Source organism: Teredinibacter franksiae (genome assembly GCF_014218805.1).
Classification (GTDB): Bacteria; Pseudomonadota; Gammaproteobacteria; order Pseudomonadales; family Cellvibrionaceae; genus Teredinibacter; species Teredinibacter franksiae.
Genome location: NZ_JACJUV010000008.1, coordinates 334436 through 353004 on the forward strand (window position 1 = coordinate 334436; position 18569 = coordinate 353004).

Here is an 18569-nt window from a genome sequence, read left to right on the forward strand (position 1 = left end):
CTACCAAAGCAAGAACAGATGGCGTATGAAGATCTATACTCAATGGGTTGCTCCATTAAAACTGCCCCACTCACCTGCGCGAGGCTACCTTTATGAGTCTGATAAAACGTATTCCTATCAACAAAATTGAGTTGGGTATGTATGTATCAGATCGAACCCCTGGCTTGGAAGACACAGAACTTAGACCCAAGGGTTTTATACGACGCTGGGAGACGGTAGACAAACTTTCCGGGTTCGGCCTAGAAGAAATTTATATTGATGTCCACCGAGGCCTCGACTCGCCTTTCACCTTGCCTATCGCCGGTACAGACGCACTAAAACCCCGCGTTGAACTGCAAAAAGAACGAGAACAAGCCGACAAAGTTTATGCCGAGGCTCGAGGCTTAGTCACGAGCATATTGCGGGATGTAAAGATGGGTAATGCTATTGATGTTGGTCCGGTGGAAAGCCTTGCCGACGATATCAATGAATCCGTCCTTAACAACCACAATGCCCTACTCTGCCTCGCGGCTATTCGCGAGAAAGATCAGTACCTGCTGGAACATTCCATTAATGTGGGTATTTTGATGGGCGTCTTCGCTCGCTTCTTGGGCTACGAGGACGAACTCATCCACATGCTGGTAACCGGCGCATTGCTACACGATATTGGCAAGATCCGCGTGCACCATCAGATCCTCAACAAACCAGGCAAATTGACCGACGAAGAATGGATGGAGATGAAACGGCATGTAGTATACGGGCAAGAAGTACTATTGAAATCCGAGGGTGTATCGGCGGTTGCGCTATCCATATGCGGCATGCATCATGAGCGACTGGATGGTGGTGGCTACCCAATGGGTGTGAAAGAGCACGAAATTGACAACTTTGGCAGGCTCGCAGCCATAGTTGATGTATACGATGCCCTTACCGCAGACCGGGTATACCACAAGGGTAAACCCCCCGCCCACGCCATGCATTTCCTAATGGGGTTAACAGAAGGCCACCTCGACCGCCAATTGGTGAACATGTTCGTACGCTGCATAAGTGTCTACCCTGTTGGTTCGCTAGTAGAGCTAAGCAATGGCCGCGCAGGGGTTGTCATTAGTGTGAATCATGCTCACCCCGAAAGCCCGATTGTTAAAACGATTTACAACCTGCTCCATAAAAACTATGAAACGCCAAAAATTTGCGACCTTAGACGCAACCTTAGCGAAACCCACATTGAGGGGGTACTTAACCCCGAAGATTACGGTATAAAAATTAACGACTTTATCTAAGGGTATCTCTATTAACTGTTTGGGGCCAAAAGCAATTAATAGAGGCGCCCGTATGTTTTTTACTACTGTCAGAATGCTAGCGTTTCTCACAGCTTTTATGTTGTCTGCGCTGACCGCTCATTACCACTCTCGATGGCCGTTGCACCTAGCACCGATCACCATTATTCCTGTAGGCTTGCAGACATCATTATAGGAACCTCTGTTTATCTCAAAGCGTCCTCTCGGTTTTGGCTACCTGCGTTGCCCTGCATCTATGCAGTGGTGCGCAACCTGCTACCCAGATCAGCTTAGGCTTAATTGGAGACCCGCATACAAAGAACTGGTCAATACCTATGTATCTGTACACCCAATATACTCTACCGTTAGCGTTGCGGTTAACGCTTATTTGCCTAACATGCTCACTTATTGGCTGCGGTGACACAGCACCCAACAGTCCGTTGGGCGCAGCAACTAACGCCTGTGAAGATAAATGGCTTGTGTGCGAATCATTTGAGTCAAGCTCAGATTTAGCCGATTGGCAGCCAAGTAATATCGAAAATATTCAGCTTTCACATAAATATGCGATAGACGGTAAACGATCACTGGAGTTCAAGGCGACGGGCGGCGGATACAACGCCAGCTTTATTCGTAAAAACCTGGCCAATATCCCTCAGCTGCAACAGAGCCTGTATGGCCGCTTATGGCTGTATTTAGATGAGAGTAACAAACTCAGTGGTGATTTTACTTTTATCCAAGCAGCGGGCCAGCCAAAGCCAGGCACTGGCGCCCCAGACAATACCCGCGTTATGTACCGCGCGCGTATCGATGGTCGACACGATCATTTTATGGCGAACTATGAAACGCAGATCGACACAGACGGAGATTCTATCAGTGACTGGCATACCGACTGCTGGAAGCACCCGAATGCCGACGGCGCTGCGGAACCACCAACAGAGTATAAAATCCCACACAACCAATGGAGCTGTGTGCAATGGGAATACCATGTGGAAAACAACGAAATGCGCTATTGGCTAAACGGCCAAGCACTAAGTGACATACAGGTAAATGGCGCCGGTGACGGTTGTATTGGCAGCGACCAACAAGGCGCTTGGACCGCACCCAACGCCTTCGATGAAATAAAGCTCGGTATTGAGCAATATCATACCTGGGTAAAACCAAGAACCCTCTATATGGATAAAATTGCGATAAACGATAGTCCTATCCCCTGCGACTGAGTTATTGAACTATGTCCGTTTGGATACGCTCGCTTCTGATACTCATCGGTTGGATAGCCGTGATTTTAGGCGTTATCGGCCTATTTTTACCGGTATTGCCAACAACACCTTTTCTTATCCTTGCCGCTTCTTGTTTTGCAAAAAGTTCTGACAGGTTTTATTCGTGGTTACTTAGCAGCCCACTGTTAGGCCCCATTATTAAGGACTGGCGAACCCACCGCAGTTTAGATCCAAGGGTAAAACGCTGGGCCATCTGTGTAGTGATTTTTACTTTTGGAGTGTCCATTTATGTGGTACCACTTGCGCCTATAAAAATAGGTTTAGCGGTAATAATGACTATTTGCCTCAGCTTTATTTGGCGACTTAAAGCGCGTAAAAGAACACAGGTGGAATAATAATAACAGCAGATAAAATGCTACTTAAATGTAACCGGTCATTCCCCCCGGCTATTGCTTTAAATCATCCAATACAGACCGCATAGGGCTTTGCCCATACACCTCTTTCCACACTCTCGGCGTAAGATCAGCAACATCCGGGGGCTTGGGGTAGGACGGGGTGGAATGAACGGTTACACTTAAATAAACAATGCCGGGCAAAGTCTTTGGTTTCACTTTCATTTTCCCCCACCCTGCTTTTGGCACACAGACGGCCACCAAAATACCCACAAGTAATCGCCATATAAATGGTACTTTCAATTTATATAGCGCAATAAAAAACGGCAAGCGGGATAACCCAGCTTGCCGTTTCGTTTAACTCGTTAGAGTTACCGTATATTAAGCCTTGGAAGCCATGTACTGCATCAACTCAACAACCTTGCAGGAGTAGCCCCACTCGTTGTCGTACCAGGAAACCAGTTTAACGAACTTCTCGCTTAACTGAATACCGGCGTCGGCGTCAAAGATAGAAGTGCGAGAATCACCGATAAAGTCGCTAGAAACAACGGCATCTTCAGTGTAGCCCAGCACGCCCGCCATGGGGCCTTCAGAAGCGGCTTTAATAGCTGCTTTAATTTCATCGTATGTAGCTGGCTTCTGCAAACGTACAGTTAGATCAACAACCGATACATCGGGAGTTGGTACGCGGAATGCCATACCTGTGAGTTTGCCGTTCAGCTCAGGGATTACCTTGCCAACAGCCTTAGCCGCACCGGTAGAAGAAGGGATGATGTTCTGGCCAGCGCCACGGCCACCACGCCAGTCTTTCATTGAAGGACCGTCAACAGTCTTCTGCGTAGCCGTCGTTGCGTGAACGGTAGTCATGAGAGCTTCTTCAATACCCCAGTTATCATTGATAACCTTGGCCAAAGGAGCAAGACAGTTAGTGGTACAAGAAGCGTTGGAAACAATGTCTACGTCTGCTGTGTACTCGGTATTGTTAACACCCATTACAAACATTGGGGTAGCGTCTTTGGAAGGCCCAGTCAAAACAACTTTTTTGGCGCCAGCTTTCAGGTGGGCTTCTGCGGTTTCTTTGGTGAGGAAGATACCCGTAGCTTCGGCTACGTAGTCAACACCAATTTCGCCCCACTTCAAGTTAGCGGGATCGCGCTCGGAAGTTACACGAATGTTTTTTCCGTTAACAATCAGCTTGCCGTCTTTTACTTCAACATCGCCCTTGAATTGACCATGAGTAGAATCATATTTCAGCATATAGGCAATGTAGTCAACGTCCAGCAGATCGTTGATTCCGACGACTTCTACGTTGTCGCGCTCACAGGCGGCGCGAAAAACGAGTCTGCCGATACGGCCAAAGCCATTGATTCCGACTTTAATGGTGCTCATAGATTTCTCCTAGGTTGTAAATAAATAAGCCCATGAACCGGGGCCTATATTGTGCGTGGGTTTAGGGAACTTCAGGTTCAGTCCTTCTTGGTATCTCGCTAATGAACCTTCATGCATGGACATCAGAGAGTCGGCAATGGCTCAAACACACTGTTCCTGCCGCCAAAAACGGTCGCCATTCTAATGCTTTTCCAGGGCTTCCTCCATACGGAAGATATAGCCAAGATCAAATAAACGCCGATTATGGTCAATTAGACACTAATTCACGTGAATTAAGGTGTGATTGCCCCTTACTCGAGCGCACACCAAAGTTCAAAATCTTCGTTCAGCCAATTTCTGCCGTCTTTTTGCATCAGGTTTTCAGCATTTTCCGGGCCTCGACTGCCCGACTTGTAGGGCTGAACTTCCATACCGGTAGACTTCCAACCGGCGAATATTTGATCGACCCAACGCCAAGCAGCCTGTACTTCAGCAGCACTTACGAACAATGTTGGGTCGTTGCGCAGTACATCAAAGAATAGACGTGAATACGCATCGTACTTCACTTTTTGTCCATCTTCGTCCAAGGAAAAGTTAAGCACCCCATCCTCAACCGGAATTCCGGCATCCAAGCCCTGAACTTTATGCATCATTCGTAGGGCAACGCCGGAATCCGGCTGCAATTGAATAATTAACTGATTAGCCCTGTGTTCTGAATGGTTTTGTTTAAATATCTGGTGTTTACTCTGCTTAAACTGAATCACAATTTCCGAATGACGCTTGTGTAGGCGCTTGCCTGTCCGCAGGTAAATTGGAACACCCGACCAGCGCCAGTTTTCAATTTCAGCTTTGATTGCAACAAATGTTTCCGTTTGACTGTTGGGGTTGACCTCGTACTTATCCGAAACTTCCTGCCGATAGCCAGGCACTTCCACGCCATCAACATAGCCACCAGCATACTGACCTCGAACAGTCAGTTCTTGCACCTCGTGATCAGGAATCTGTCTTAACGCGTTAAGCACCTTTAGTTTTTCAGCCCGTACAGATTCGGCATTTAAACAAGCTGGCGGCTCCATAGCGACGAAACATAAAACCTGCAGGAGGTGGTTTTGCACCATATCGCGAGTAGCGCCCGTTTGGTCGTAGAACGCCCAACGATTGCCAACGCCCACTTTTTCGGTAACGGTAATTTGAATATGGTCGATATAGCGTGCATTCCACAGCGGCTCAAAAATATCGTTGGCAAACCGCAGTGCCAATAGATTTTGAACCGACTCTTTACCCAAGTAATGGTCGATGCGAAAAATTTGATCTTCTGTAAAAGTACGCGCTAATTCGTTATTGATAGCAAGAAATGTCTCTTGGCTATCGCCCAATGGCTTCTCTACAACTAAACGCGTCGTTGGCCGATTCAGGCCGCAGGCATTGATAGCACTGCAAACCTTGCCAAAAATCATGGGAGGAATGGCTAGGTAGATTACAAGGTGGTTATCATTGTCGAAATAGTTTTTCCCCACCTGGCCTAAAGACTCGGGATTTGTTGCATCTGCCTGGCCAAACCAAATTTTGCTAGCGAAGCTTTGCCACTTTTCTTCGGAATAGAGTTCTTCTTTAATGGAGGATTTCAACCACTGATGGATTTTGGAGTGAAATTCCTCGCGAGTTTGACCCGTACGCGCCATACCAATAATACGAGTGTTTTCTGGCATTCGATTGTTCAGCTCAAGAAAATAAAGCGATGGGTAAAGCTTGCGTAAAGCTAGGTCGCCATCACCGCCAACAATCAACAGGTCTGTATTCATCCGTAGGATACCTTGTTTAAATTACTGCAAATATCAATCTATACAACACGTTCGCACAGCTTTTTTGTGAGACAACGAATACCCGCGCGCCCTGCAGGTTTTATCACGGGCATTAAACGGCTGGTTTAGAGTGGAATCTATGTGCCTTTCATTGTTCATATAAAATGTGCCGACACTATACCGGTGCGTTACCGGTGCGTTACCGGTACAGCACCGCTACTATACCGGTACTATGAGCACAGCATTCGAAAAATTCACTCTGCAAAAATCACTATGACAGTTTCGAGTGTTGCCCTAAAGCGGGCAGAATAGGGAGCCAAGGGGAGTTTTTGAAAGCCCCACCATAGTGCAATGCCTGAAGCTGCTTCTCCGGATAGTGCAGCGGTACCGGCCTAATCTGAGTAAAAACTAGCCTGAGCAAAAACAAGCCTGAGCAAAAAAGAAGTAGCGCTACTCTGCCACTGTTAACTCTGCCACTATACGGCGACCACCTGGGTCCAACCCGCCGTTTAAACCAGCCAGCACCCCTCAGCCCATAAAGCGTCGCCATTTTAGACGTTGAACGGAACTCATTCAACTGCCCCTACCCACAGTAAAAACGCTATAATCTCGCTCTAAATCAAGGGCTTATGCTCGCAGAGCGCGCCAACGCTTCATTCAGTTGGCATTCACCCGCTGCGGGTATGCTGCACGGAAGAACCTCAAGGGCTACAAAAATATAATGACTCCGCTACTTAACTCCATACGCTCAACGCCTATATTGGCTGCCCTACTCCCGGCGATGGCTCTACTGCTAGTCCTTTGCTCTAATGTATCTCTCGCCGAAGAAACCCTGTTTCTCGCGAAATACAAAGGCAAATATTCAGGTATGACCATTAAATCCAGCCGAAAGCTGGTGGCAAAAGAAGATGGAAGCTTCGCCATGCTCTCCAACATAGAGAACATGATGGCTTCTATCTCAGAAACCAGCCTATTTACGCTTGAGGACAATCAGCTTAAGCCATCTAGCTATCACTACAAACGCAAAATCATGGGGTTCAAAGCGGACGAAAAAGTCACTTTTTTATGGGATAAGTCTGTGGCCCAGTATCGCCGTAAAAACAAGCCAGAAAAAAATAAAGACCATGCTATTGCGCTAGGTGTGCTCGACCCCGCACTCTATCAATTCCAGCTACAGCGGGAGGCTCAGGCTGGTGAAAAAGCATTTAAACTGGTTTTCGTAAAACCGGGAAAAGTGAAAACGCTGCTCTTCCAAGCAACCGGTGAAGAAACACTCAAGGTTGCAGATAAAGATTACCGCGCACTGAAAGTGGAGCGCATTAACATGGACGACTTGAAAAAAACCGTGATTTGGCTAATACCAGAATTTAATTATCAAATTGGCCGAATAGAGCATACCGAAGAAAAAGGTGATTCTTACGCCATCCACCTTACCGATTATGAATATTCCCCAAAACTGGCGAACACCCTGTATTCGCTGCCAAGTAAATAGATAAAAATTGTATCTTTACTCCCCAGGCCACAGCGCATAGTGAAAAAAGGTGTATGATTCCGCTGCACGGCAATAGCGGATAACCAGATAAATTTTGTTTTCTACAGATACTTCAGACAATTTCGAACTTAATGGCAGCGAGGAACATGTCGTCCTTTTCGCCGATATTGTTGGCAGCTCCCGGCTTTACCAGGAGCTGGGCAACACCCGTGCGCAACGAGAAATAGATCGCCTGCTTACCCTGATGATTCAGGTTATCCAAGCCCACGGTGGGCAGCTGGTAAAAACTATCGGCGATGAAATCATGGTGACTTTCACCGACCCCGAATGCGCCTCCGAATCTGCCATTGCACTGAACCTTAAAGTACTTGAACAAGGCCAAGCCATTCGCACAGGATTAGCTTTCGGCTCCTTGGTATTTGATGGCCCGGACGCTTTTGGCAGTACGGTTAACAGAGCAGCCAGCCTAGTGCGCGCCGCACAGAGTAAACAGGTACTAATGGACCAAGGCATGTACGAAGAAATGCCCTATTGGTTGCTAAATTTCTGTGAATTGTACGACCGACTGGTACTAAAAGGCAGTGATTCAAGGGCCTCGGTATATCGCTTAAACTGGCAAAACGAAAGTTCAGCCGATTTACAGGCCACTCAAGTCGGCGGTGCGCTTGCGGCAACCCATACACACTTCTCCACCGAGCTTGAACTTACCGTCAATAACGAGACCTTCTTTTATTCCGCTGCGGATAACCCGATAACATTTGGCCGAGACCCGGCTGTCGCCCATTGTGTAATCGCCTGCCCTAAGGTTTCACGCCTTCACGGTATTATTTCGTTTCATCGCGGTAAATTTATCTACGAAGACCGCAGTACCAACGGCAGCTTTTTAGAGGGCGGAAGTAAAGACCAACTGTATTTGCGAAGGGAATCGGCGCCGCTAGTGAGCCAAGGCCGAATTTTACTCGGCAGCGCGAGTCAAACGGGTCACAATGTCATCTTATTCAACTATGTAACCGACACTACAGGCTTACCTCACCCCACCTCGGAAGAAAGTGAAAAATAACGCCTTAGGCGCCATAACCACACTTTTTTACTATATTGTTTTGTCATATCGTCACGCAAATCATCATAAAATCATTATAAAGACCTAGCTAGCGCACGCTCTTTACTGACCTAATGTTAACGGCCACTAACCCTCACTAACGGTTGCCTACTGAGTTCACCGGACCCCCCGTTTAAAACGTGATCAATTCCACCTGAAAGTACGCATCTGGATTACAAAACGATATAACCAGACCCCTTTTTTATTTCCAGGAACACCGTAATCTGACCTCATCAACGCATGTGGAGGCATCTGGAAATGACATCACTTTTTATCAATAGCGTTCAATTCTGCTGTTCAAAGCTGGTACTGGCTTTATGCAGCCTGGGCATCTGCTGCCCTTGCCTCGCGGAAATGTACAGCGACGATGGAAGTTTTGAGTCTAGTCAGAGCCTCTTCCAAAACGCTCAACAGGCAACACGCCTAGAGTTTACGCCGGTAAGTTTAATGCATGACGACGCGCTAATCTCTTCAGCCGAAATGCGCCGCGACTCCAGTATGAACAACAATGTACGTTTGCTTAACAGCCAATGGCTACTGCAAAACAACTACAACACATGGTCTGGTGGTCGTGCGGTAGGCAAGGTGCTTAAAGCCGGTTTTAAACAGTTCCTCGCCACCCGCTACCAAACGAAAAGTGGCTTGCTAGAACGACACGGGCAAGCCGACGCCACAACATTGTGGCAAAACTATTCTGTGTCCCTTTCCAGCAACAAAATATTAGTCGGTATGCAATACCGGTTCTGATCGATATACCTAGATTGCCCGTTAATCCGGGAACCCAATGCAGACGCGTCCCCAATTCGTCTGTTACCTCTTAGCCCCGCACTCGTGCGGGGCTTTTTTATGCCCAAGGATGGGCTGTATCCTGCGGGCGCATGGATGCGCAAGAGCAGGGTTCCTCCCTTAGGCACAAATATTAGCAAACCATGGATGCCCGAGAGCCGTGTATGCCCAAGGATGGGCTGTATCCTGCGAGCGCATGGATGCGCAAGCGCAGGGTTCCTCCCGTAGGCACAAATATTAGCAAACCATGGATGGCCGAGAGCCGTGTATGCCCAAGGATGGGCTGTATCCTGCAGGCGCATGGATGGCCCGAATACGATAAAAGCCCTACTGACACCTCCAACCGCAGTCCGTAGAATACCCCCCTCATTTTGTTGAGCTATACCCATGTCCGAATTCGAATTAAACCTCAACCACGGCGCCCCACTGTGGCGCCGATTCGCCTCCATGGTCTACGACAGTTTTCTACTCGGTGCTTTAAGCATGGGGTATTTCGCCGTCGTCACCGTTCTCTCCTACCTTACGGGTGGCGATACCACAGGGGGAACAAACCACCTTATGATCACCAGTGAGATAGGCCAAACCTTGTCACTGCTTGGCTGGATTCTAACCCTGGCTGGCTTCTATATTTTTTTCTGGTGTAAGGCAGGGCAAACCGCTGGAATGCGCGCGTGGCGACTGCAGGTAGTGCGTACTGAAAATACCACACAGGCTCAGCGACCAACGCTACGGGAAAGCTGTATCCGCGCGCCATTGGCACTGCTATCAATGTTATTGGGTGGCGGCGGTTATTGGTGGTGTTTGCTCGACAGCAACAGCGACTGCCTACACGACAAAATGAGTAAAACGCGGGTTATTCTCACCGAGCCACGCAAAAAAAAATAATAACTACCGAGAGCGGTGGATCAATAACCAGCCAAAGCAAAAACAAAACACAATTGGAATCAATACGGCAAACATGGGAGAGAACCCCATGATGATGGAAATGGGGCCCAGTAACTTTTGACTGGTTTGAAAAGAAAGCCCGACAATAACCCCAATAAAGACCCGAAACCCCATGGTTGTTTGCCTTAAAGGGCCAAAAATAAAGGAAATCGCTATCATCACTAGGCTAAGCGTAGCCAAGGGCTGCAATGCTTTCTGCCAAAAGGCCAATCGGTATTCACTGGAATCTATATTTTGCTTTTCCTGGTAGTTCGCATAGGTATACAAACGCTGCATGGGCAGCTCGTCTGGCTCTAGAACCAAAACATTAAGCAGCTCTGGCGAAACCTCCGTATACCAACGGCGAGTCACAAACTCTTCGCGACGAAGCTCTTCTCCAGAAAAATAGGTGATCTCTCCATCCTCCTCAGCCCAGTAGTCTCGCTGGTGAATAGCCGAACGAATAAAACTAGCCTGTATTAACTTCCCCGTTTGATCAAACCGATAACGGGTTATGCCATAGAGCTTACCGTTTGGTAGCACGGCGTTAAAGTGCATATATTCATCGCCTTCCCTAAACCACAGGCCGCGCTCACTTTGCAGGGCTTTTTCATGCCCCTGCGCTAAATCTCGACGGCTATCGGCATACTGATCCGTGTACGGTGCCACATATTCGCCTAGTAGTGCGCCACCGAAAATAAAAATCAATACCGGCCGCATCACGGCCCAGATTATCTGGCGAACAGAAACCCCGGCTGCGCGAATGACAACTAATTCACTGCTATTCGCCAACACCCCTAAACCAATCAAACAGCCAACCAAAGCGGCCAGAGGAAGAAAATCATAGATACTGGAAGGCACGTAGAGCAAAACGTAGAAGAAGGCTTCGGCGAAACCATAATTGCCTTTTAGCTGGCTAAGCTGATCCACTAGGTCGGCAATTGCATCTAGGGATACAATGACCAATAGCACTCCAATAACCGCACCCCATACCTGCTGCGCTATGTAGCTTTTGATTTTTCTCACGCGGTGGCTCCCTTTTCAGAAGCCTTTTTACTGCGACGAAAGATAAAACGTTTATCCGCCAACAGAATCAAACCAAAGCCGAAGAAAGCGCCATGCACCAGCCACAGAATACCGGGGACAGGCTCGTTGCCCTCTTCAATCACGCCTCTCGCCGCATTTACACACACCAAATACAGCATATACAGCACAACCGCCGGTAGCATTTTCGCGTACCGCCCTTGGCGCGGCTGCGTTCTACTTAAGGGCACCGCCAGAAAACCCACCACCATCACCAACACCGGCATTGAAAAACGCCATTGCAGTGCCGCACGGGCCTCATTTGTACTCTGCTCGAGTAATTTTGATGTGGTTAACCCATCGGTGAATCGCTTAGCTTTCACCGCGTAATCGGGTTCAGGCAACATTTGTGAATAATGGGAAAAACTCACAACACGATAGTCCACATGGCCGGGTATACCAATATAGCGACGCCCATTTTTCAACAAGAGGTATTTGCGCCCAGAGTCTGGGTCTATCACTGTTTCGCCGGAGTCAGCAGTAACCACGGACAGGTCCAGTTCACTTTGCTGAGCCTGATCAAGCGCCATTGAAGGGTCGATGGGTGATACTTTGGCCATAAACACGTTGCGCAATTGCTTTTTGTCTGCCGATATAGATTCCGCGTAGCTGGTGCCCGTTCCGCTGTCGAGCGCATGGAAACGCGCAGGTTTGAGCGTTTCAAAGTCGGTACGACTGCGCTGCTCTGCCAACAAAGATTCCGACGCACGGACGCCCTCAGGCCCCAGGTACAAACTAAACACGCCAACCACTATGGCAACCACCAACGATGATACGGTTGTATAGACCACCAATCGCGCCTGGCTCATACCACAGGCATGTAAAACAGTCATTTCACTATCGAGGTACAGCCGCCCATAGGCGAAGAGGATACCGATGAACAAACCAAGGGGAAGAATCAGCTCTAAGTAAGCCGGTAAACGGTAGGCCATCAGCGTTAGTAGTATACCCGCATCTAGCTCACCGGCAGCGGCCTCGGCGAGGTAGTTCACAAATCGAGCACTGATAATAATCATCAGCAACACAAGGCTGACAGCGAACATACTGGTTAACACTTCACGAGCGAGGTATCGAAAAATAATCATTCTGGCTAGCGGTTGGGCAGATAATGGGAGGTTCTATTTAAGGTCGCGATTCTAGCAGATTTGCTGGAGAGAAAACGAACGCTTAAACTCCACCTTTAATTCCTTTCTCGTTTTGTATGGAAGTTCTCCCTTATGCTATTCACGAACAAAAAATCTGATGTGCTCTCGCAATCAACTCAGTGTGCCGCTGTCTTCGCCTATGGTGACACGCTGCTTGCCAGCGCAGACGCCATCGACAAGCAACAAGGTGGTGCACTAAGCGCACTTATCACCAACCATGATCTGAAGGATAAGCCCGGTAGCAAGCGCTGGATCACTATGCCCGTTGAGCCGAAGCGCCCCTATCAACGAGTAATGCTGGTACAACTGGGTAAACCAACTGGCAAAAAATCCACCTCGTTAAGCTCCGACAGCCTATTGACCGCACTGAGTGCTCTGGCCAACGCGCTCAGCCATGCTCCGGTAAAAGACGCCGCTATCTACATAGACGACATTTTCAGCGCCGGAATGAGCATACAACATGGGGACGAAACCGTAGGAGCCGGCTGGCTCGCCGAGCAACTAGCTGTGGCCTGTCAAAAAGCCTGTTATCGCTACACCGAAACCAAGAGTAAACCCGACCCCACCCCCAGCCTCAATAAAGTCATTTACACCAGCGTTGATGCAAATCGCCTAAAGCTCGTTCGACCTGCATTAATTAAAGGCTCTGCGATTGGTAGCGGTATTAACTACACGCGCCAGCTCGGCAACCTACCGCCCAATATTTGTACACCCGATTACTTGGCTGAGCAGGCTAAAATACTGGCCGCTAATTCCGAGAAAAAACTCACAGCCCGCAACCTAAACCAAAAGCAAATGGAAAAGCTGGGTATGGGTGCCTTCCTGTCTGTCGCCAAAGGAAGTGCCGAGGAAGGCCGCTTAATGATAATGGAATACAAAGGTTCGAGCGCGGCCAACGCTAAACCCCACGTTCTGGTGGGTAAAGGTATTACCTTCGATACCGGTGGTATTAGCCTGAAGCCCGGCGGCTCTATGGATGAAATGAAATTTGATATGTGCGGTGCCGCCAGTGTGTTTGGCAGCATGAAAGCGCTGGTAGAGATGAAAGCGAAGGTACATGTAGTCGCGTTGGTTGCAGCCGCCGAAAATATGCCCGCCGGCAACGCTTCCAAGCCTGGCGATATCGTGACTTCGATGTCTGGCCAAACCATAGAAATTCTCAATACCGACGCCGAAGGCCGACTGGTGCTGTGTGACACACTTACCTACGCCGAACGTTTCAAACCCAAATCTGTCGTGGACGTTGCAACCCTTACCGGCGCCTGTGTGGTCGCATTAGGCAACCATGCAACCGGCTTGTACAGCAATCACCAACCGCTTGCCGACAAACTACTGGCAGCCGGTATCCAGAGCAACGACAAAGCCTGGCAAATGCCGCTGTGGGATGAATATCAAAAACAATTAGACAGTAATTTTGCCGATATGGCGAATATTGGCGGGCCTGGCGGCGGCAGCGTAACCGCAGCCTGCTTCCTCTCGCGCTATGCGAAAAAGTACCCTTGGGCCCACCTTGATATTGCCGGAACGGCCTGGCACTCTGGCGCCAGAAAAGGCGCAACCGGTCGCCCCGTGGCACTGCTGGTTAACTACCTAGTGAATGCTTAATATGACACGTGTTAACTTTTACATACTCCAGGCAAACGAAGTGGTGGAAAGGCATCGCTTCGTTTGCAGACTGGTTCAAAAAGCCATTAACGAAAGCAATCGGGTACTGGTCGCCACCAGTACGCCGGAAGAGACTTTTCTGCTGGATGAACTACTCTGGAGCTTTAAACCCGAATCTTTCATTCCCCACAGTATTGTCGGTGAGCCCGACACAGAGAAAGTGCCGGTCGTTATTAGCCATACCAGCGACAGCCCAACTCACCATGATTTACTCATTAATCTACGGGCAATCGTTCCACCGGAGTTCAGCCGATTTAAAAAACTAGCCGAAGTTGTTGTTCAACAAACCGATATTTTACAAAGTACCCGTGAAAACTGGAAGTTTTATAAAGACCGCGGCTATGAGTTAACGTCTTTCAAAATATAATGTACAACTACCCAGAACCTATATATAAAGAACGTAATCGCCATGGCACGTATTTTCAACATATTACTTCTCTGCATTACGCTAGTGTGTGGTTCTATCGCCTGCACCACTTCCGCCGCCCCCACTGACGCTTTACGTTTAATTGGCCGCTTTGAACAACAGGGAGCCCAGCACCACTCCACTTGGCCTGGATCAGCTTTTGAATTTAATTTTGCGGGCAGCCAGGCAAAAATTGAACTGGCCAGCTCTGCGCGCGTGCGGTTTATTGTAGATGTGAACGGAAAACAATCGGACCTGTGGGTAGATGGCGCAGCAAAAACGTATACCCTCGCCGAAAAACTACCACAGGGTAAACACCATATTCGTGTTACCCGAGTAACGGAGTCTTTTGATATTGTATCCAGTATCTATTCCCAGCCGAAAGTGGACGGCAAACTTCTACCGCCACCAACTACTCTCGATAAAAAAATACTGGCTATCGGCGACTCCATTACCGCAGGCTATGGAATTGAGGGCAATAGTAAAGAATGTGGTTACAGTATGGAAACCAGTAACCAGCTCGCCACTTACGCGGCCATCGCAGCGCGTGAGCTCAATGCAGATATACAAGCAATAGCTTGGTCAGGTATAGGCGCATGGCGCTCATACGGCGAAAACACACCCGTTAACCCCACTATTTTAGATCGTTACGCCCGCACACTAGCAAACAATCCAACAAGCCAGTGGCCCCCAGAAAATTTTCAGCCCGATGTCATAACCATTGCAATTGGTACCAATGACTACTGGACCGGAAGCGTAACCAATGAATATCGCCTAGGCATGAAAAAACTCGTAGCAAAAGTGCGTGCAGATTACCCTGGTAAACCCCTCTATTTAATCGTAAGCCCCATGCTGGGTGGCGAGGCCCGGCAATCACAAATATCCGAAATGCAAACGCTCCAAACTCCCAGCATAAGGGTCGTAGACCTGGGTAAAATAGAAGCAAGCGACGGTTATGGTTGCGACTATCACCCCAATTCCATAACGAATAAGCGAATGGGCGAAGAGCTGATTCGGAGAATACGCAAAGATTTGCATTGGTGATTGGAAAAAAAAACCTAGACACACTCACACCTTGCAATCACCTTAAATTGCAGCAGCAGGATGTGCGGCTTCTCGCAAACTGAGCGCCTACAGCGCACATTAACGCGAAGCCAAAAAAAGCGTCGAAACAACGAGCACCCCCTTTCATGCACTATACCGCCTCCAATTTTCTTCAGGTTGCATTTATAACGGAACTGCTGTTCGGATTATTACTGCTATGGGGAAACCCTCGGTTTATCGCTCTTAGGCTTTACTTAGGCGCAGCGACAGTGCTTATGGCCCTGAATTTTTTGGAGGAGACACACGCACTACCCTTCCACTACTTACTAACACCGTCGTTTACGCTATTGGAAGGCCCGCTGTTTTACTGGGTAGTGTCACAGCTGGTATTTGCCAACTTTTGTCTCTCGCGAAAATCCTTACTGCATTTATTACCCGCTTTTATAAGCTTACTATTCAATAGCTGGCCCCAATGGGTATTAGCAGCGGGCACACTTAGCCAAATCATTTACTTTTATTTCGGTGTACGACTAACGCAACGTTACGCAATAGCGTCAGAACAAAGCCGGTCAGACGCGTTCGATATTCGCGCTGACTGGATAAGACACTTACTTTGGTTGATGATTGCCATAGCCGGTATCGACGCCATTCGCCACAACCTTCAACCCCACCTTCCTTCGCTAGGCTTAAAAGCATGGTATTTCACCATGCAGTTCTGTTATTTCCTGATGATGGGCTACATTATTATTCGCGCTGTTCGTGCACCCGCCATGTTCAGCGGCCTTAGCATCGCTGAGCTTAGTTTAAGCGAATCGTCACCGGCTATTGGCGAACAACAAAACAAAGAAGCAACTCATTTATTTAACGAACTCAATGCACTGGTGGAAGGCCAACACCTATATCGAACGCCACGACTATCCTTGAAAGACCTAGCGGTGGCTACGGGCCTAAATGAAAAGGATATTTCTTGGGCGGTAAATTGTGGTGGACAAACGAGTTTTAACGATTACATCAACGCCCTTAGGCTAACGGAAGTAAGCCTACAACTATCGGGGAATAGTCCTACCAATGCAGGTAATACTCTAACTGTATTGGATATTGCTTTTGCCGCAGGATTCAATTCCAAATCAAGTTTTAATACGGTATTCAAAAATCATTTCGGCGTTACACCAAGCCAATACCAGTCCCAACAGCGGTAAAACCTTACAAGACAAGCCCTAAGGAAGTTCAGAATCGTGATTCTGGGCGCTCTAGCGTGTTTCAGGCCTCAAGCTTCCACCTCAATTTTTGTGAGGTGATGCCATGACCATTATTCGATTTGCTCGAGTTTCAACCACAAGTATATTGCTTATTTGCGCCTTGTGCGCTGCCGTAGCCAGCCTCTTCTGGATCTATCGCTGGTACATGCCCCCAACACCATCACCGGTAGGTTCAGCGAATAACAGCATTGTAGTTGTGGGCGCACGCATTGTTGAAGTAAGCAAAGGTCGCATCACAGAGCAGAGAAATATACGCATAAAGAACGGCTTAATCGTAGAAATAACGCCAACAGCCGTAACTCCTTCCGCTAATGACTTAGTCATCAATGCAGAAGGAAAATACATCATGCCTGGGCTAATCGACATGCACACCCATGTATGGGAGAAAGCCGACCTTTATGCCATGTTAGCCCACGGCATTACCCGTACTCGAGTAATGTCGGGTAATTCACCTCAACGTATTTTTCGCAAATGGATTGCAAAAGGTAAGCTCCATGGCCCGGCCCTTAGCCTTTCTGGGGCGCCTATTAACCAACACTCTCAGTATGCCAGTGGCCCGCATCACAAATTTATCAGCACAGAAACGGAAGCCCGAGAACTCGTTCGTGCGCAACATCGAAGGGGCTATAACCTGTTAAAAATATACGATGGCCTGTCGCCAAAGTTGTTTAACGCCCTCTCAAACGAAGCGCACGTATTGAAGATACCATTCGCTGGACACCCACCTTTTTCGATCTCTCTAAGCGAATTTTTAGCCGCTAAACCCCAGTCTTTGGAACACGTTGAGATGATTTATCAAGCACACCTAAACTATGCATACGATACGGTGCGCATTAAAGAAGTAGCGGAAAAAATACAGGCATCCAAAGTGCCCGTGACACCCACCCTATACGTTTACGATGAGGTTGCGGCAATAGCCGATCGGGGCGAAGCTCATTGGCAAAAAATTCAAGTACCGCTAGAGTTCCTACACCCTGTTCTGAAGAAATTAGGCCATTCCGATGTAGCCCATATTCACGCACAACGAATGCAGCAGAATTGGCTACAGAAATCAGTATTTTTCGCTAGAATAACGAAACAATTACATCAATCGGGCGTTAAACTTTTGGTAGGTTCAGATGGCGGTATGCCCTACTCGGCCAATGGCATTAGTACACTGCGGGAAATGGAGCGCCTACAAAAAGCCGGTATACCAGCGGCCGAAGTACTTAAAGCTGCAACCGTTAATGCTGCGGAAACACTATTGGTTGAGAATAAAGTGGCGAAGGTAAAAGCAGGCTATGCCGCTGAACTGTTGATCTTACCCGAAAACCCTCTCAACGACGTTAACCATGTACACCAGCTGGAAGGCCTCATAAATGGAACTCAATACTATAGCTCTAACGCTATAGAGACAATGCGTAAACTGGCGAAACAACACATGTCGACATTCGAGTTTTATTATTGGTGGGTCATTGATAATTATTTTATCTAACCAGCATGTCGCCAAAATCATCAATCGAAAAAAGGTGTTTAGCCGTCAAGCACGGTCAAAATCAAACCAGCGGTATTACCCAACATTCTTTGAATACTTACTACATTCCCCCCACGCCCTTATGCCCCTAGTGGTCAGTCACGCTTCCTCACTACCCGTA

Annotated in this window: 17 protein-coding genes; 12 read left to right on the plus strand and 5 right to left on the minus strand. The window is 48.1% G+C overall.

What is annotated here, in order from left to right; translation table 11 throughout:
* Window positions 1-92 precede the first annotated feature (92 nt).
* From H5336_RS21170 to H5336_RS21180, 3 genes are all read left to right on the plus strand, one after another.
* A complete protein-coding gene (locus H5336_RS21170) occupies window positions 93-1256 on the plus strand; it encodes a cyclic di-GMP phosphodiesterase (protein WP_185236441.1) in 1164 nt (387 codons plus the stop codon).
* 332 nt (window positions 1257-1588) lie between these two features.
* The gene (locus H5336_RS21175; RefSeq protein WP_185236442.1) at window positions 1589-2470 is read left to right on the plus strand and encodes a LamG domain-containing protein; all 882 of its coding nucleotides are present in this window, start codon (window positions 1589-1591) and stop codon (window positions 2468-2470) included.
* An 11-nt stretch (window positions 2471-2481) separates the two neighbouring features.
* Complete coding sequence (locus tag H5336_RS21180; protein ID WP_185236443.1) at window positions 2482-2865, plus strand: YbaN family protein; 384 nt, start codon at window positions 2482-2484, stop codon at window positions 2863-2865.
* A gap of 51 nt (window positions 2866-2916) precedes the next feature.
* Here H5336_RS21180 and H5336_RS21185 read toward each other — a convergent pair whose 3' ends face one another.
* The 3 genes from H5336_RS21185 to zwf all read right to left on the minus strand — a co-directional run bounded on the left by H5336_RS21185 (window position 2917) and on the right by zwf (window position 6032).
* Window positions 2917-3087, minus strand: coding sequence for a hypothetical protein (locus H5336_RS21185; RefSeq protein ID WP_185236444.1), 171 nt, complete (start codon window positions 3085-3087; stop codon window positions 2917-2919).
* A gap of 156 nt (window positions 3088-3243) precedes the next feature.
* Window positions 3244-4251: a type I glyceraldehyde-3-phosphate dehydrogenase gene (gene gap / locus H5336_RS21190; RefSeq protein WP_185236445.1), complete on the minus strand. Its 1008-nt coding sequence runs from the start codon at window positions 4249-4251 to the stop codon at window positions 3244-3246.
* Window positions 4252-4541: 290 nt separating this feature from the next.
* Window positions 4542-6032 (minus strand): glucose-6-phosphate dehydrogenase, encoded by a 1491-nt coding sequence (gene zwf, locus H5336_RS21195; protein WP_185236446.1) that lies wholly within the window; start codon window positions 6030-6032, stop codon window positions 4542-4544.
* Between the two features lie 721 nt (window positions 6033-6753).
* On the opposite strand from zwf, the gene H5336_RS21200 reads away from it, so the two are divergent.
* The 4 genes from H5336_RS21200 (at window position 6754) to H5336_RS21215 (ending at window position 10294) form a co-directional block, all read left to right on the plus strand.
* On the plus strand, window positions 6754-7524 hold the full coding sequence (locus tag H5336_RS21200) for a DUF3108 domain-containing protein (protein WP_185236447.1): 771 nt from the start codon (window positions 6754-6756) through the stop codon (window positions 7522-7524).
* A gap of 94 nt (window positions 7525-7618) precedes the next feature.
* Window positions 7619-8584: an adenylate/guanylate cyclase domain-containing protein gene (locus tag H5336_RS21205; RefSeq protein ID WP_185236448.1), complete on the plus strand. Its 966-nt coding sequence runs from the start codon at window positions 7619-7621 to the stop codon at window positions 8582-8584.
* Window positions 8585-8881: 297 nt separating this feature from the next.
* Window positions 8882-9370, plus strand: coding sequence for a hypothetical protein (locus H5336_RS21210; RefSeq protein WP_185236449.1), 489 nt, complete (start codon window positions 8882-8884; stop codon window positions 9368-9370).
* Window positions 9371-9796: 426 nt separating this feature from the next.
* On the plus strand, window positions 9797-10294 hold the full coding sequence (locus H5336_RS21215) for an RDD family protein (RefSeq protein WP_185236450.1): 498 nt from the start codon (window positions 9797-9799) through the stop codon (window positions 10292-10294).
* A 3-nt stretch (window positions 10295-10297) separates the two neighbouring features.
* Here H5336_RS21215 and lptG read toward each other — a convergent pair whose 3' ends face one another.
* On the minus strand, window positions 10298-11359 hold the full coding sequence (gene lptG / locus H5336_RS21220) for an LPS export ABC transporter permease LptG (protein WP_185236451.1): 1062 nt from the start codon (window positions 11357-11359) through the stop codon (window positions 10298-10300).
* Window positions 11356-12501, minus strand: a complete 1146-nt coding sequence (lptF, locus tag H5336_RS21225) for an LPS export ABC transporter permease LptF (RefSeq protein WP_185236452.1) — start codon at window positions 12499-12501, stop codon at window positions 11356-11358. Before lptF ends, lptG begins: the two co-directional genes overlap by 4 nt.
* A 132-nt stretch (window positions 12502-12633) precedes the next feature.
* On the opposite strand from lptF, the gene H5336_RS21230 reads away from it, so the two are divergent.
* The 5 genes from H5336_RS21230 (at window position 12634) to H5336_RS21250 (ending at window position 18409) form a co-directional block, all read left to right on the plus strand.
* The gene (locus tag H5336_RS21230; RefSeq protein ID WP_185236453.1) at window positions 12634-14166 is read left to right on the plus strand and encodes a leucyl aminopeptidase; all 1533 of its coding nucleotides are present in this window, start codon (window positions 12634-12636) and stop codon (window positions 14164-14166) included.
* 1 nt (window position 14167) lies between these two features.
* Window positions 14168-14593 carry a DNA polymerase III subunit chi gene (locus H5336_RS21235; protein ID WP_185236454.1) on the plus strand — a complete coding sequence of 142 codons (426 nt, stop codon included), beginning with the start codon at window positions 14168-14170 and terminating at the stop codon, window positions 14591-14593.
* Between the two features lie 42 nt (window positions 14594-14635).
* Window positions 14636-15676, plus strand: a complete 1041-nt coding sequence (locus H5336_RS21240) for an SGNH/GDSL hydrolase family protein (protein ID WP_185236455.1) — start codon at window positions 14636-14638, stop codon at window positions 15674-15676.
* A gap of 146 nt (window positions 15677-15822) precedes the next feature.
* Complete coding sequence (locus H5336_RS21245) at window positions 15823-16875, plus strand: helix-turn-helix domain-containing protein (RefSeq protein ID WP_185236456.1); 1053 nt, start codon at window positions 15823-15825, stop codon at window positions 16873-16875.
* A 103-nt stretch (window positions 16876-16978) separates the two neighbouring features.
* On the plus strand, window positions 16979-18409 hold the full coding sequence (locus H5336_RS21250) for an amidohydrolase family protein (protein WP_185236457.1): 1431 nt from the start codon (window positions 16979-16981) through the stop codon (window positions 18407-18409).
* Window positions 18410-18569: the final 160 nt, after the last annotated feature.